At 68.4% G+C, this 12,608-nt stretch carries 14 protein-coding genes; 9 read left to right on the forward strand and 5 right to left on the reverse strand.

Annotated elements, in window-relative coordinates; genetic code table 11:
- Positions 1 to 126: 126 nt before the first annotated feature.
- From benC to AHIS1636_RS18770, 3 genes are read left to right on the forward strand one after another with little or no spacing between them, the layout of a single operon-like run.
- On the forward strand, positions 127 to 1,170 hold the full coding sequence (benC, locus tag AHIS1636_RS18760; RefSeq protein ID WP_264797382.1) for a benzoate 1,2-dioxygenase electron transfer component BenC: 1,044 nt from the start codon (positions 127 to 129) through the stop codon (positions 1,168 to 1,170).
- Positions 1,167 to 1,994, forward strand: coding sequence for a 1,6-dihydroxycyclohexa-2,4-diene-1-carboxylate dehydrogenase (locus tag AHIS1636_RS18765; RefSeq protein ID WP_264797383.1), 828 nt, complete (start codon positions 1,167 to 1,169; stop codon positions 1,992 to 1,994). The genes benC and AHIS1636_RS18765 overlap by 4 nt, the downstream gene beginning before the upstream one ends.
- A 39-nt stretch (positions 1,995 to 2,033) precedes the next feature.
- Positions 2,034 to 4,706, forward strand: a complete 2,673-nt coding sequence (locus AHIS1636_RS18770; protein WP_264797384.1) for a helix-turn-helix transcriptional regulator — start codon at positions 2,034 to 2,036, stop codon at positions 4,704 to 4,706.
- A gap of 42 nt (positions 4,707 to 4,748) precedes the next feature.
- Here the strand turns inward: AHIS1636_RS18770 and catC are convergent, their stop codons facing one another.
- The 3 genes from catC to AHIS1636_RS18785 are packed head-to-tail and all read right to left on the reverse strand — an operon-like array spanning position 4,749 to position 7,069.
- Complete coding sequence (gene catC / locus AHIS1636_RS18775; protein WP_264797386.1) at positions 4,749 to 5,027, reverse strand: muconolactone Delta-isomerase; 279 nt, start codon at positions 5,025 to 5,027, stop codon at positions 4,749 to 4,751.
- 42 nt (positions 5,028 to 5,069) lie between these two features.
- Positions 5,070 to 6,176, reverse strand: coding sequence for an enolase C-terminal domain-like protein (locus AHIS1636_RS18780; protein ID WP_264797387.1), 1,107 nt, complete (start codon positions 6,174 to 6,176; stop codon positions 5,070 to 5,072).
- Complete coding sequence (locus tag AHIS1636_RS18785) at positions 6,173 to 7,069, reverse strand: LysR substrate-binding domain-containing protein (protein WP_264797388.1); 897 nt, start codon at positions 7,067 to 7,069, stop codon at positions 6,173 to 6,175. Before AHIS1636_RS18785 ends, AHIS1636_RS18780 begins: the two co-directional genes overlap by 4 nt.
- A 204-nt stretch (positions 7,070 to 7,273) precedes the next feature.
- Between AHIS1636_RS18785 and AHIS1636_RS18790 the strand changes: the two genes are divergently transcribed.
- The 3 genes from AHIS1636_RS18790 to AHIS1636_RS18800 all read left to right on the forward strand — a co-directional run bounded on the left by AHIS1636_RS18790 (position 7,274) and on the right by AHIS1636_RS18800 (position 8,940).
- A complete protein-coding gene (locus AHIS1636_RS18790; protein ID WP_264797389.1) occupies positions 7,274 to 7,567 on the forward strand; it encodes a DUF503 domain-containing protein in 294 nt (97 codons plus the stop codon).
- A gap of 107 nt (positions 7,568 to 7,674) precedes the next feature.
- Positions 7,675 to 8,100, forward strand: a complete 426-nt coding sequence (locus tag AHIS1636_RS18795; RefSeq protein ID WP_262106761.1) for a hotdog fold thioesterase — start codon at positions 7,675 to 7,677, stop codon at positions 8,098 to 8,100.
- 9 nt (positions 8,101 to 8,109) lie between these two features.
- Positions 8,110 to 8,940 (forward strand): aldo/keto reductase, encoded by an 831-nt coding sequence (locus tag AHIS1636_RS18800; protein ID WP_264797390.1) that lies wholly within the window; start codon positions 8,110 to 8,112, stop codon positions 8,938 to 8,940.
- 39 nt (positions 8,941 to 8,979) lie between these two features.
- Here the strand turns inward: AHIS1636_RS18800 and AHIS1636_RS18805 are convergent, their stop codons facing one another.
- Entirely contained in the window at positions 8,980 to 9,435 is a 456-nt protein-coding gene (locus tag AHIS1636_RS18805) for an SRPBCC family protein (protein ID WP_264797391.1), read from the reverse strand.
- 36 nt (positions 9,436 to 9,471) lie between these two features.
- Entirely contained in the window at positions 9,472 to 10,581 is a 1,110-nt protein-coding gene (locus tag AHIS1636_RS18810) for a fatty acid desaturase family protein (protein ID WP_264797392.1), read from the reverse strand.
- Positions 10,582 to 10,926: 345 nt separating this feature from the next.
- Here AHIS1636_RS18810 and AHIS1636_RS18815 point away from each other — a divergent pair, with 345 nt between their 5' ends.
- The 3 genes from AHIS1636_RS18815 (at position 10,927) to AHIS1636_RS18825 (ending at position 12,606) form a co-directional block, all read left to right on the forward strand.
- On the forward strand, positions 10,927 to 11,130 hold the full coding sequence (locus tag AHIS1636_RS18815) for a cold-shock protein (protein ID WP_264797393.1): 204 nt from the start codon (positions 10,927 to 10,929) through the stop codon (positions 11,128 to 11,130).
- A gap of 156 nt (positions 11,131 to 11,286) precedes the next feature.
- Positions 11,287 to 11,892, forward strand: coding sequence for a hypothetical protein (locus AHIS1636_RS18820; RefSeq protein ID WP_264797394.1), 606 nt, complete (start codon positions 11,287 to 11,289; stop codon positions 11,890 to 11,892).
- An 18-nt stretch (positions 11,893 to 11,910) separates the two neighbouring features.
- Positions 11,911 to 12,606 carry a PspA/IM30 family protein gene (locus AHIS1636_RS18825; protein WP_264797395.1) on the forward strand — a complete coding sequence of 232 codons (696 nt, stop codon included), beginning with the start codon at positions 11,911 to 11,913 and terminating at the stop codon, positions 12,604 to 12,606.
- Positions 12,607 to 12,608 lie beyond the last annotated feature (2 nt).

Here is a 12,608-nt window from a genome sequence, read left to right on the forward strand (position 1 = left end):
CACCATCGACACCTCCGGCATCCAGCCCGTGATCCTCAAGAAAAAAGTCGTCCTCAAAAACGACTACATCCACCACGTCGTGGACATCTACCACATCTGATCCCCTGGCCTGAAAGGAAAATCCTCATGACCTACAAGGTTGCATTGAGCTTCGAAGACGGCGTCACCCGGTTCATCAAGTGCGGACCGAACGAGACGGTCGCCGACGCCTCCTACAAGGCGCGCATCAACATCCCGCTGGACTGCCGCGACGGCGCCTGCGGCACCTGCAAGTCCCTCTGCGAATCCGGCACCTACGATGGCGGCGACTACATCGACGAGGCCCTCACCGACGACGAGGCCGAGGCCGGCTACGCCCTGCCGTGCCAGATGACGCCCAAGAGCGACCTGGTGCTGCAGATCCCCACCACCTCCGACATGGCCAAGACCGGCGCCAGCACCCACCGCGGCACCATCACGGAGATCCGGCGCTACTCGTCGACCACCATCGGCTTCAGCATGGCGGTCGAGGACCGCGCGGCGCTCTCCTACCTGCCCGGCCAGTACGTGAACATCCAGGTCCCGGGCACTGACGTGGAGCGGTCCTACTCCTTTAGCAACGGCCCTGACGTTGAGGAAATCTCCTTCCTGGTCAAGATCACGCCGGGCGGGGCCATGTCCACCTACCTCAGCGACCGGGCGGGAGTCGGGGACACCCTGGCCCTGACCGGACCGATGGGTTCCTTCTTCCTCCGCGAGCCCAAGCGGCCGGCGCTCCTGCTCGGCGGCGGCACCGGCCTGGCGCCCCTGCTCGCGATGCTCGAAACCATGACGACGACGGCGCCCGGCCAGCCCGTGCACCTCATCCTGGGCGTGACCACGGATGAGGACCTGGTGGAGCTGGACAAGCTGCGCCACTACGCGGACACCATCGAGGGCTTCACCTGGGACTACTGCGTCGCCGATCCGGAGAGCGAGGCCCCGAACAAGGGCTACGTCACCGCCCTGATCGAGCCCACGCACGTTAACGACGGCGACGTCGACGTCTACCTCTGCGGCCCGCCTCCCATGGTCGAAGCAGTGCGCGGCTTCCTGAAGTCCGAGGGCATCACGCCCGCGAACTTCTACTCCGAGAAGTTCGCCCTGGCCGCCGCTCCCGCTACCGGCGACCTCGTCGGGGCCTCCGCGTGAGCACCGGCTCCGCATCCGCCCCGGCGGAACGGTCCCAAAAGGTCTTCCCCGGGCGGTTCGACGGCAAGGCCGCGGTGGTGACCGGCGCCGCGCAAGGCATCGGCCTGGCGGTGGCCCGCCGGATCAGCGCGGAGGGCGCCGCCGTCGTGCTGGTTGACCGCTCCGAGCTCGTCCACGAGGTCGCCGCGGAACTGGTCGCGGCCGGCGCCAAGGCCACCAGCGTGACGGCAGACCTGGAGCAGTTCGCCGGCGCGGAAGCGGCGGTGGCCGAGGCGGTGGCGGCGAATGGCCGGATCGACGTATTGATCAACAACGTCGGCGGCACCATCTGGGCCAAGCCGTATGAGCACTATGCCGCCGAGGAGATCCAGCAGGAAATCCAGCGCTCCCTGTTCCCGACCCTGTGGACGTGCCGCGCAGCGCTGCCGCAGCTGGTCGCACAGGGCGCAGGGGTGATCGTGAACGTCTCCTCGGTCGCCACCCGCGGCGTCAACCGGGTCCCCTACGCGGCCGCGAAGGGCGGGGTGAACGCGCTCACGCAGTCGCTGGCCCTGGAGGCCGCGCCGCACGGCATCCGCGTCGTCGCCACCGCGCCCGGCGGCACCGAGGCGCCGGTGCGGAAGGTGAAGCGCGGGCCGGAACCGGAGCAGGAGCAGGAGAAGGCCTGGTACCAGCAGATCGTCGACCAGACGGTGAATTCGTCGCTGCTGAAACGCTACGGCACCCTGGATGAGCAGGCCGCAGCCATCGTCTTCCTGGCCTCGGATGAAGCCTCCTACATCACCGGCACCGTCCTGCCCGTGGCCGGGGGCGACTTGGGCTGAAACTGTGCCGCGGGGCACATCGGGCTAGTCTCGTAGTCTATGGTCCATCGGAATCACCACAGCCTGTTCGTCGGGCGCCAGCAGGAGCTCTCCATTCTCGGGGAGCTCCTGCAGGACGTTAAACTGTCCCGCTCCAGGACCGCGGTCATCACCGGGCGCAGCGGAACCGGCAAGAGCGCCGTCCTCGACCGGTTCCTCGCCGAACACCCGGAGCTGCAGGTCCTGCGCTCCGGCGGCCTGGAATGGGTACGCCCCGAGCCGCGGGCCGGGCTGGGACGGATCGCGGCCGGAGCAGACCCGGCCCGGCTGGTAGCCTCCCTCCAGGCGCAAGGGCCCGTCGCCGTCGTCCTTGAGGACATCCAATGGGTCGATGCCGAATCCGTGCACGAACTGCTCCAGCTCGCGGAGGACCCATCCGCCGGCTCGCTGCTCCTGCTGCTGACACTGGACAGCAGCGCTGCCCTGGACCCCGCCACCGCGCGCCACCTGTCCGGCCACTCGATCTCCAAACTGGCGCTGGAGCCGCTGTCCCCCGCGGAAATCCGGGAGTTGCACGAGCTGCTGACCGGCCGCACCCTCGCCGGCCCCGCGGCCCAGCAGCTGCGCCGCCACACGGGAGGCAAGCCGGGCTACGTCCGCGAACTGGTACCCGAACTGCCGCCCGCCTTCGCCAGTGTGGGCATGAACCGGCTGCCGGCGCCCTCGTCGACCGCCGCACAGGTGGCGCGCCAGCTCGAGGCGGCGTCCGCCGACGCGCGGGCGCTGATTGAAGCGACGGCCATCATCGGACAGTCCGGCGATCTCTTCGACATCGCCGCGATCGCCGAAGTCTCCCGCCCGCTGGCCGTCATGGACGCCGGCGTAGCGACGGGCCTGCTGCGCACGGAGTTCACCGACAGCGCGCATCTCCTGGATTTCCGGCTCCCGCTGTTCCGCGCCGCCGTTTACGACACGCTCTCCGGGGAGCGGCGGGCCGCCCTGCACCGGCGGGCTTCCCGAGTCCTCCCGGACGAGGCCCTGCAGCTTTGGCATCTGGCGCGGTCCGCCCCGGACGCGGACGACGCGCTGGCGGACCGGCTCGACGAGTTCGCCGCCGGCCAGGCGGCCAACGGGGCGTGGGCTGCCGCCGCGGACGCCCTGCTGGAGGCCAGCCGGCTCAGCACCCAGGCCCGCAACCGGCAGGGCCGCCTGGTCCGGGCGGTAGACGCCTTGGTTGGGGCCGGCCGCCTGGTCAAGGCCATCCGCCTGCTGCCGGCGCTGGAAAGCATGCCGGCATCGGCCGAACGGGACGGCGTGCTGGGCTACCTCGCCGCCTGCCGGGGACGCGAGGCCGAGGCCCGGTTCCATCTGGACAATGCGTGGCGGCGCAGGCCGTCCGGGGACCGCGCCACGGGTGCCAGGATCGCCCAGCGCCAGGTCATCCACGCGCTGGCCCGGTGGCAGGGTGCCGACATCGTCGAATGGGCCACGCGTGCGGTGGAGCTCGCCGAACCCGGAAGCCCCACCGCCATCGAGACCAAGGCCATCATCGGCCTGGGCCTGGCAGCCTCGGGCCAGCCGGATGCCGCGCGCAGGCACTACGAGGCCGTGCTGGCCGACGCCCCGCCGGGCGCGCACAGCCAGCGGGTCCTGCTGGGCAGCGGCTGGACCAGGCTGGCCTTGGACGACCCGGAAACCGCACGGATGCAGCTGGAAGCCGCCGTGCCCAGCGAGTACCGCTCCGGTTCGCTGCGCATCTCGCTGTGGGCCAGCGCCTGGCTCGCCCGGACGCACTTCACCCTCGGCGACTGGGATGCCGCCCTCGCCGTCGTGGGTGCGGCGTCGGCCCAGTTGGAACGGGCCCAGCTGGACCTGCTGCGGCCGCTGATCCATTGGACCGGCGTGCAGATCCACGCCCTGCGCGGCAACCCGGCGCAGGCGCGGGAACACCTGCTGCTGGGAGCCGCCTTGGCGGAGAATTACGAGAGCATGGTCAATCCCGCCCTGCTGGCCCACGCCCAGCTGCTGGAGGCCGCCGCCGACTACCAGGGCGTGGTCCGGGTGCTGGCTCCGCTGGCGCAGACCCGTTCGGCCCAGCTGGCCGAACCGTTCTTCTGGATCTGGCAGGACACCTATGCCAACGCCCTGGTGGTGCTGGACCGAGTCGATGAAGCGTCCGCTTTCCTGGCGCCCTACGAGAGCCTCGCAGCGGAGCGCCGGCACCGCACCTCGCTGTCGCAGCTGAGGTCGGTCCGCGGGCGCATCCACGCCGCCAAGGGCGATCTGGACGCCATGCGCCGCTCCTACCAGAGCGGCCTGGGGCAGCTGGAGGGGCTGTCCGCGCCCTACTACCGGGCGCGCGTGCAGTACTCCTACGGGCAGAGCCTGCGGCGGGCAGGCAAACGCCGGGAATCCGCGGAACAGCTGGCGGCGGCCCGGCAGGCCTTCGTCCAGCTGAACGCGCAGGTCTACGTGGCGCGCTGCGAACGCGAACTCGTGGCGAGCGGCGTGGACGTGCAGCGCCGGGACGACCCGACGGGAACCTCGCTCACGGCCCAGGAGGAGGCCGTCGCCCGGCTCGTCGCGCGGGGGAAGAGCAACCGGGAAGCAGCCCAGGAGCTGATCGTCTCCGTCAAGACCGTGGAGTACCACCTCACCCGGATCTATGCGAAACTCCAGATCCGGTCCCGCACAGAGTTGGCCGCCCGCTACCGGCCGGAGGATCAGGCCTAGGGACGGAGCCTCCGGCCGGGCAGGGCCGCCGATCTTGCGGTGCTACTTGATCGAGGACGGGTGCTTCGCCAGCGGGATCACGTCGATGTCCATGTACGGGAAGAGCGGCAGGCCGGAGAGCAGCTCGTGCAGCTCGTCATTGCTTGCGACGTCGAACACCGAGTAGTTGGCGTACTCACCCACTACCCGCCAGATGTCAGCCCAGCGCCCGTCCTTCTGCAGCTCCTGCGAGTAGGCCTTCTCCGTCGCCTTGATCGACGCGGCCTCCTCGGCGGGCATGTCTACCGGGAGGTTTACGTCCATCCGAACCAAAAACAGCATGTGCTTCCCTCTATCCGTTTATCCGTTGTGTTTGTTCTTGTTCTACTTGGTGTCCTGGCGGTAATGCGCCAGCTTGGTTTCGTCGATGGCTGCGCCCACGCCCGGCACCTGCCGGACGCCGATCGCGCCGTCCTTGATCACGATCGGCTCGGCCAGCAGGTCGTCGCTCATGTCGAGGAAGTTGGACAGCTCCCCGGCACGCCGGGAAGACGCCTCGTGGGCGGCGCCGAACGTGACGGTGGCGATGGTGCCGATCTGCGTGTCGATCTGGTTGCCCATCGTCACGTCCACGCCGAGCCCGGTGCAGAGTCCGAGGATCCGGGTGGCTTCGGTGAAGCCGCTGCGGGCGGTCTTGATGCAGATCGCGTTGCAGCCCCCGGCGAGCAGTTCGCGGGAGACGTCACCCGCCGTCGGCACGCTTTCATCCCCGACGATCGGGATGGGCGACTTGTCCACCAGCCGCTTCCGGCTCATGGTCTCCTTGGCGTCGCACGGTTCCTCGAGCAGGGACAGTCCGAGCCCCTCGGTCCGGCGCAGCACCTCGAGCGCCTCGTTGGCGGTCCACCCGCGGTTGGCATCCAGGTAGATATCGGTGTCCGCGCCGAGCCCCTCGCGAAGCACATGGCACGCCTCGATGTCGAGCGCCAGCGGCCGCCGGCCGACCTTCAGCTTGAACGTGTTGATGCCGTAGTCGCTGCGGAAGCGCAGCGCCTCGTCCAGCAGCTTCTGCGCCGGCTGGAAGCCAAGCATGTGGCTGACCTGCATCGAGTCGGTGTAGCCGCCGAGCATCTGGCTGACCGGCATCCCCGCGGCCTGGCCGAAGATGTCCCAGAGGGCGATGTCCAGTCCGCCCTTGGCCGTCTGGTTGTGGATGGTGCGGCCGAGCACCTGGTGGATCTTTTCCCGGTCCAGCGGGTCCAGCCCGATGATGCCGGGCGCGAAGATCTTGTTGATCACCGCGACGATCGAATCCTGCGTCTCGCCGTAGGTATAGGGGCGCGGCGGGGTGTCCGCGCTGCCGACGATGCCCTCGTCCGTGTGCACGCGGATCAGTACATGGTCCGCCTCCGTGACCTGCCCGCTGGCGAACTTCAGCGGCTTGTTGTACGGAATGGAGTAAGGGATGGCCTCGATGCGTTCGATTTTCACGACGTCTGGTCCTTCATAGGTTGGGAGATTTCCTGCATAAGTTCGATAAAGCGCGCCAGCATCGGCCGCTGGTCGCCGGCCCGCCACGCGACGGCAAGTTCAACCGCCGGCGGATCAGCCAGCGGCCGGAACACCGTGCCGGCCAGCGAGAAGGTCCGGGTCGCCGCCGGAATCAGCGCTACCCCCGTGCCCGCCGCCACGAAGGACAGCAGCGTGGAGGTCTCGCGCGCCTCCTGCACGACCGAGGGCGCGAAACCGGCCTTGCGGCAGGCCTCCATGAAGATCCGGTAGACCACGGAATCGCGGGGGTAGGAGATGAACTGCTCCCCCGCCAGCTGCTGCAGCGACAGCCTTTCCTCGGCGGCGAGCGGATGATCGTGCGGCAGCGCGGCGATGAGTTCGTCCCGCTCCAGGGGGCGCAGTTCCAGCCGGTCCGAGTCCGCCGGGGGCCGCAGCACGCCCACATCCAGCGCGTGTTCTTCCAGCCCCGAGATCAGCTGCGGAGTGAGCATCTCGCCGCGGACCTTCAGCTGCAGCCCCGGCAGCTGCTCCTTAGCCTCGCGGACCACCCGCGGCATCAGCCGGTAGGTGGCGGAGCCCGTGAAGCCGATCCGCAGGATGCCCTTCACGCCGCTGCCGACCTGGGCAACGTCGGATTCCAGCGATTCAAGCTCCTCGAGGATCCTGCGGCCGCGTTCGAGCAACAGCTCCCCCGCGGCGGTCAGCTCCACCTTCCGGGTGGTGCGCGCCAGCAGGAGGGTGCCCAGCTGTTCCTCCAGCTGCTTGATCTGCTGGGACAGCGGCGGCTGGGCCATGCGGAGCCGGTCGGCAGCCCGGCCGAAGTGGCGTTCCTCCGCCACCGCGACGAAGTAGCGCAGATGCCGTAATTCCATTGGACACGCTCCTTCCACCGGGCTCCGATTCGTCGTCCCAGATTAGGCCGCCGCGAAGCCCTGCCGGAAATACATATTGACCAGCCATTGATATTCCAAACGTCTCAAATGTAGCGCGCAGGGGGCGGCTCCGGCACCCCTGCGGCGGGCACGACGGCGGGAGCAGGCCTTCCGCCGAGACCGCGCCGGAGGCAGGATGAACCTATGTGGATTGGCTGGATAGAGTTCGACCTCCTGCTGGGGGACGTCCACTCCCTGAAGGAGAAGCGGTCTGTGATCAGGCCGATCATCGCCGAGGTCCGCAAGCGGTACGACGTCTCCATCGCGGAGGTTGGCCAGCACGACCTCTACCGCCGGGCGGAGCTGGGAATCGGCCTGGTCGCCCCGGACCGCGCGCACGTCGTCGAAGTGCTGGACGCCGCGGAGAACCACATCGCCTACCGGCCGGGCGTGGACCTGCTCAGTGCCCGGCGCCGGATCATCTCCAGCGATGATTGAGGACGGTTGGCGGCCTTGCGCGGATGTGACGGACCCGGCGGGTGCCTCCGGTCCATGCTTGCTACGGTAGGACGAGACCCGCGCCACAGCCTGGAGGAACCGTGACCATGCCCGCCACCGAAGAGGGATTCGCCAGCGTCGAGGACCTAATCCGCCATCGCTACTCCTTCGACAAGGCCTCCCAGCACCTGGGCATAGAGGTGGTCTCCGCCGAAGCCGGCCGGGTCACCATGGCCATGGACGTCCAGGACAGCATGCTCAACGGACACGGCATTCTCCACGGCGGCTACCTCTTCACCCTCGGCGACACGGTATTCGCCTTCGTCTGCGAATCCCTCGGCCACCCCTCGGTCTCCCGGCAGGCCGAGATCACCTACATCGCCCCGGGCGGCGCCGGCTCCCGGCTCATCGCCAGCGGGGTGGAACGCACCCGCTACGGCCGCAACAACATCGTCGACGTGACCATCGAAGACCAGGACGGCCAGCACCTGGCCGAGGTCCGCGTCTTCGGCGTCCTGGTCCCCAAGAAGTAAGGAACCCGCATGGCCCAGGTCCCCGACGTCGTACTTAACAACGGTGTCAGCATTCCCCAGCTCGGCTTCGGCGTCTTCCAGGTCCTTCCCGGCGAAACCCAGCAGGCGGTCGAGGCGGCGCTGGAGGCCGGATACCGGCACATCGACACCGCTGCCGCCTACCGCAACGAGGCCGGCGTGGGCGCGGCCATCCGGGTCAGCGGGCTGCCCCGCGAGGAACTGTTCATCACCACCAAGCTGCGCAACGGCGAGCAGCACATGGCCCGCAGCGCCTTCGACGCCAGCCTGGCCCAGCTCAGGCTGGACTACGTCGACCTGTACCTGATCCACTGGCCGGTCCCGTCGCAGGGGCGGTACGTGGAGGCGTGGAAGGAACTGGAAAAGATCCAGTCCGACGGCGGCGCCCGGGCGATCGGGGTATCGAACTTCCTGCCGCAGCACCTTGAGGCCCTGCTCGCGGACGCCCGCACCACCCCGGCCGTGAACCAGCTGGAAATCCACCCCAGCCTGCAGCAGGCCGCCGCGGTGGAAAAGAGCCGCGCCCTTGGCATGGCAGTGGAGGCCTACAGCCCGCTCGGCCAGGGCGTGGACCTGGACCATCCCGTGATCACGTCGCTGGCGGAACAGCGCGGCGCCACCCCCGCGCAGATCATCCTCGCCTGGCACCTGGCGCAGGACACCATCGTGATTCCGAAGACCGTCAACCAGGCCCGCATGGCGGAGAACCTCGCCGCGGCCGGGATCACGCTGACAGCCGAGGACGTGGCGGCCGTGTCCGCGCTGGAGGCCGGCAACCGGGTCGGTGCGGATCCGGCGACGGCGGCGTTCACCCAGCTCTAGGCATGCGGACCGGCCCCGCCCGGGAGGGCTGCCCGGCCGTCAGACCTGCGGCCCGGCTTCCAGTAGCTCCTTGAGCCGACGTAGGTCCTTTCGGTTTTCGCGGCGCATCGCCGCGGCCATGAACGGACCGGCCAGCTTCGGGAAGCCGGTGGGCTTCCCGGCGTTCCGAAGGGACATCCGCGTTTCCGCGGGCCCCAGTTCCTCCCAGCGATAAGTGGTCTCCATCGGGAAGGGGCCCTGCGCGGTCCGCATCACCAACCGGCTCCGCGGCACCCATTCCTCGACCCGGTAGGTGTACGCCAGCCGCCTGCCGAGGAAACGAGCGACAAACGCGACCTCCGATCCCACGGCCAGCGGCTTCGGGGTGCGCCAGTCGACCTCGCGGATGTTGGCGTACCAGGAAGGCGCGCGGTCCGGATCGGCGGCAAAGCCGGCTACTTGCGCGAGCGGACGGCGGATCACGATCTCTGTCAGGACATCTACCACGTTGCCCATTCAGTCATTCCCGGGCCGCCGTTGCAAGGCATGAGGTCAGCGCGGGCGGTACTGGGTGACCATCGGGCAGTCGAAGGGGTCACGGGCGGAGAGCCCGACCTTATTGAGGTAGTTGATGACGATGCCGTAGGACTGCGGCAGGGTCGCCTCGGTGTACGGGATCTTGTGGGTGGCGCAGTATCCCCGCACGATCTCGCTGGCGCGGGCCAGGTTGGGGCGCGGCATGCTCGGGAAAAGGTGGTGCTCGACCTGGTAGTTGAGACCGCCCATGAAGGCATTGATCGCCCGGTTGCCGAACCGGGTCCGGCCGGTGATGTTGCGGCTGGTCAGGACCTGGCGGCTGAGGAAGTCGATCCTCGAACCCTCGGGGATCAGCGGCATGCCCTTGTGGTTGGGAGCAAACGACGCCCCCATGTATACGCCGAACACCGCGAGCTGGACGCCGACGAAGGCGAAGGCCATCCCCAGCGGCAGCATGTAGAAGACCACCGCGACATAGGCGGCGAGCCGGCCGAAAACCATTGACAGCTCCCGCTTGCGGCCCTTGACGGCTTCCTTGGTGAAGAGGTAGCGGATAGAGGTTGCGTGCAGGTTCAGGCCCTCGAGGGTCAGCAGCGGAAAGAACAGGTAACCCTGCCGGCGCGTCAGCCAGGCCATGAAGCCCTTGCGCGCCTTCGCCTGCTCCGGCAGGAAAGAGATCGTGTCCTGCTCGATGTCCGGGTCCTTGCCCAGGGTGTTGGGATTGGCGTGGTGCCGGTTGTGCTTGTTGGTCCACCACTGGTAGCTGACGCCCACGAACAGGTTCGCCAGCACCCGGCCGGCACGGTCGTTGGCCGGGCCCGATTCGAATACCTGGCGGTGCGAGGCCTCGTGCGCAATGAACGCCAGCTGCGTGAACAGGACGCCCAGGACCCCGGCAATAATCAGCTGGAACCAGCTGTCGCCCAGGAGCACGAAGCCGGTGGCCGCTCCGGCGAGGCCCAGGCAGAGGGCGATGAACAAGGTGATATAGAAGGACCTCCGGCGCCGGAGCAGGCCCGCTTCGCGGATGGTCTTGATGAGGCTGGAGTAGCTGCTCGACCCGGCGGTGCCGCGCGCGGGGCGGACAGCTGGGCGGGCACTGGGGGCAGATGCGGTGATCGTCATGCGGCCTTCAGGGGATTGGGGTCGACTTCCCAGCCGCGGAAAAGGGCGATTGCCCGGCAGATGCTGGCCAGTCTAGCCCGGCAACCTGCACGCCGGCTGAATGGGAGGCGAACTCGCGGGCCGGCAATTTCAGACTCCGGCAAGGACGGCGCCCGTGGCGGTCTTGGTCCGGGGCCTGCGGGACCATGATGTAGAGTTGGACGCGTAGTTGTTGTGTTGCGCATTTGATTTTGAGCAACAGGCTCCTCCACCCGGAGGACTTGTGCTTCTCTGAACGGCGGCAAAAGAACACCGCTGCAGGAGGCTCCGAAAGACGGGGCTTGCACAAACTCCAAGGAGTACAAAATGGCAACTGGAACCGTGAAGTGGTTCAATTCCGAAAAGGGCTTCGGCTTCATCGCTCCCGATGACGGATCGGCCGACGTTTTCGCCCACTACAGCGCGATTGAATCCAATGGCTACCGCGAACTCCGCGAAGAGCAGAAGGTCCAGTTCGAGACCACGCAGGGCCCCAAGGGCCTGCAGGCCGCGAACATCCGCCCCCTCTAAGGGCGGCGGGGCGGCCACGCGTCGCTGACTGAGCTTTCGGAAGCCGGTTCCTCTTCGGAGGAGCCGGCTTTCCTCGTTCCGAGGGCTCAGGGAACCCTAGCCGCCCCGCCGTTCGTTGTCTGGCGGGAAGGTGAGGTGGGGATGCAGACTAGTCTTATGCCTGAAATGTCCGTTAATGCCAGCGCCGCTGATTTTATCTCCGAGGTCGTGCCGCAGATCCTGCTGATCGCCGGCACTTTCGTCCTGGTCCTGGGGCTGGCGTTCACGTTGGCGTGCTGGCTGGTGGTCCGCCGGATCCGGCGTTCCCGGAAGATGCGGCAGAGCATGCGCAAGGGACAGCTGATGATGCGGGTCGCCACCGGAGACGCGTCCAAGCGGCAACTCGCGAGGATGAGGATGCAGCTGCAGCGTTCGTCCGAGGCGACGGAGCGCTCGCTCGCCGCGGCCTCGGGCCAGGGCCGTCCCGTTGGCGAGCTGCCGGCGGTCGCGCTGAACCTCTCCCGGGCCGAGCAGGCCCTTGATGCCCAGCTTCACCTGGCCGAACGCGAGCCGGATCCCCAGTTGCGGAAGGTCCTCATCCCGGGCCTTCAGAAGGAAGTCGACCAGCTGTGCGGCCTGGGCGCGCAGCTGCGGCAGTCCGTGCTGGAAACGGGACACACGGTCAGCACTGCGCGGCTGCAGCAGGTTGGTTCGCATCTGGCGATGGAGCTGGAGGCGTTGCAGACCTGGAACCAGTCCTATAGATCCCGGCAGCGCCACTAACCCGCCGCGAGGAGAAGCATGTCGATCCGACGGCGCCTGAAGCGCATCGTCCAAGCCAACCGCACTGCCCGCCAGCCGCCGGCGGATCCGATGCGGACGCTGGATGAAACCTACGCCAACCAGCTGGACCTGCTGGACCAGGCCCGCCGCAGCGCCGCGGATGTGGCGGCCAACCGGCGCCGTGTCGAGCTGCTCGCCGACCAGGCCGCCGCCGAAGTGGCCGCCCTGGACCGGGCCGCGGAGCAGGCGGTCGCGGCAGGCAACGACGACGGCGCGCGGCAGGCTTTGCAGCGGAGCATCGCCGTGCGCAAACGGATGGAGACGCTCACCGCCCAGCGCCGGCAGCTCGATGACCAGGTCCGCGGGCTGGAACAGACCCTGCTGCGCCTTGAGCATCGGATCGAGGATTCCCGGCTGCACTACCAGTCGCTGAAGGCCACGCACAGTGCGGCGCAGGCTGCCCTCGGCATGCAGGAGGCGGTCAATTCCTCCGGCCGGCAGGCCGCCGACGCGAGGGAAGCCGCCCGCCAGGCCGAGCAGGAGGCCCGCACCCTGCAGGCCCGCGCCGCCGCCTACGAGGAGCTGTCGTGGTCCGATCCGGATTCACCGCAGGTGCGCCAAGCCTTCGAGGAACTGGAGACCCGGATGGAGGCCGAGGACGGACTGCGGCAGTTGAAGGAACGGAAGGGCATCGACCCCGGCCAGCCGGCATGAGC

This window comes from Arthrobacter mangrovi, from assembly GCF_026011795.1.
GTDB lineage: Bacteria > Actinomycetota > Actinomycetes > Actinomycetales > Micrococcaceae > Crystallibacter > Crystallibacter mangrovi.

Bases quoted from the DNA above. Each gene is read 5' to 3' on its own strand.
- benC (WP_264797382.1), top strand. From the start codon at position 127: ATGACCTACAAGGTTGCATTGAGCTTCGAAGACGGCGTCACCCGGTTC.
- AHIS1636_RS18770 (WP_264797384.1), top strand. From the start codon at position 2,034: ATGGTCCATCGGAATCACCACAGCCTGTTCGTCGGGCGCCAGCAGGAG.
- catC (WP_264797386.1), bottom strand. From the start codon at position 5,027: ATGCTGTTTTTGGTTCGGATGGACGTAAACCTCCCGGTAGACATGCCC.
- AHIS1636_RS18785 (WP_264797388.1), bottom strand. From the start codon at position 7,069: ATGGAATTACGGCATCTGCGCTACTTCGTCGCGGTGGCGGAGGAACGC.
- AHIS1636_RS18790 (WP_264797389.1), top strand. From the start codon at position 7,274: ATGTGGATTGGCTGGATAGAGTTCGACCTCCTGCTGGGGGACGTCCAC.
- AHIS1636_RS18795 (WP_262106761.1), top strand. From the start codon at position 7,675: ATGCCCGCCACCGAAGAGGGATTCGCCAGCGTCGAGGACCTAATCCGC.
- AHIS1636_RS18800 (WP_264797390.1), top strand. From the start codon at position 8,110: ATGGCCCAGGTCCCCGACGTCGTACTTAACAACGGTGTCAGCATTCCC.
- AHIS1636_RS18805 (WP_264797391.1), bottom strand. From the start codon at position 9,435: ATGGGCAACGTGGTAGATGTCCTGACAGAGATCGTGATCCGCCGTCCG.
- AHIS1636_RS18810 (WP_264797392.1), bottom strand. From the start codon at position 10,581: ATGACGATCACCGCATCTGCCCCCAGTGCCCGCCCAGCTGTCCGCCCC.
- AHIS1636_RS18815 (WP_264797393.1), top strand. From the start codon at position 10,927: ATGGCAACTGGAACCGTGAAGTGGTTCAATTCCGAAAAGGGCTTCGGC.
- AHIS1636_RS18820 (WP_264797394.1), top strand. From the start codon at position 11,287: ATGCCTGAAATGTCCGTTAATGCCAGCGCCGCTGATTTTATCTCCGAG.
- AHIS1636_RS18825 (WP_264797395.1), top strand. From the start codon at position 11,911: ATGTCGATCCGACGGCGCCTGAAGCGCATCGTCCAAGCCAACCGCACT.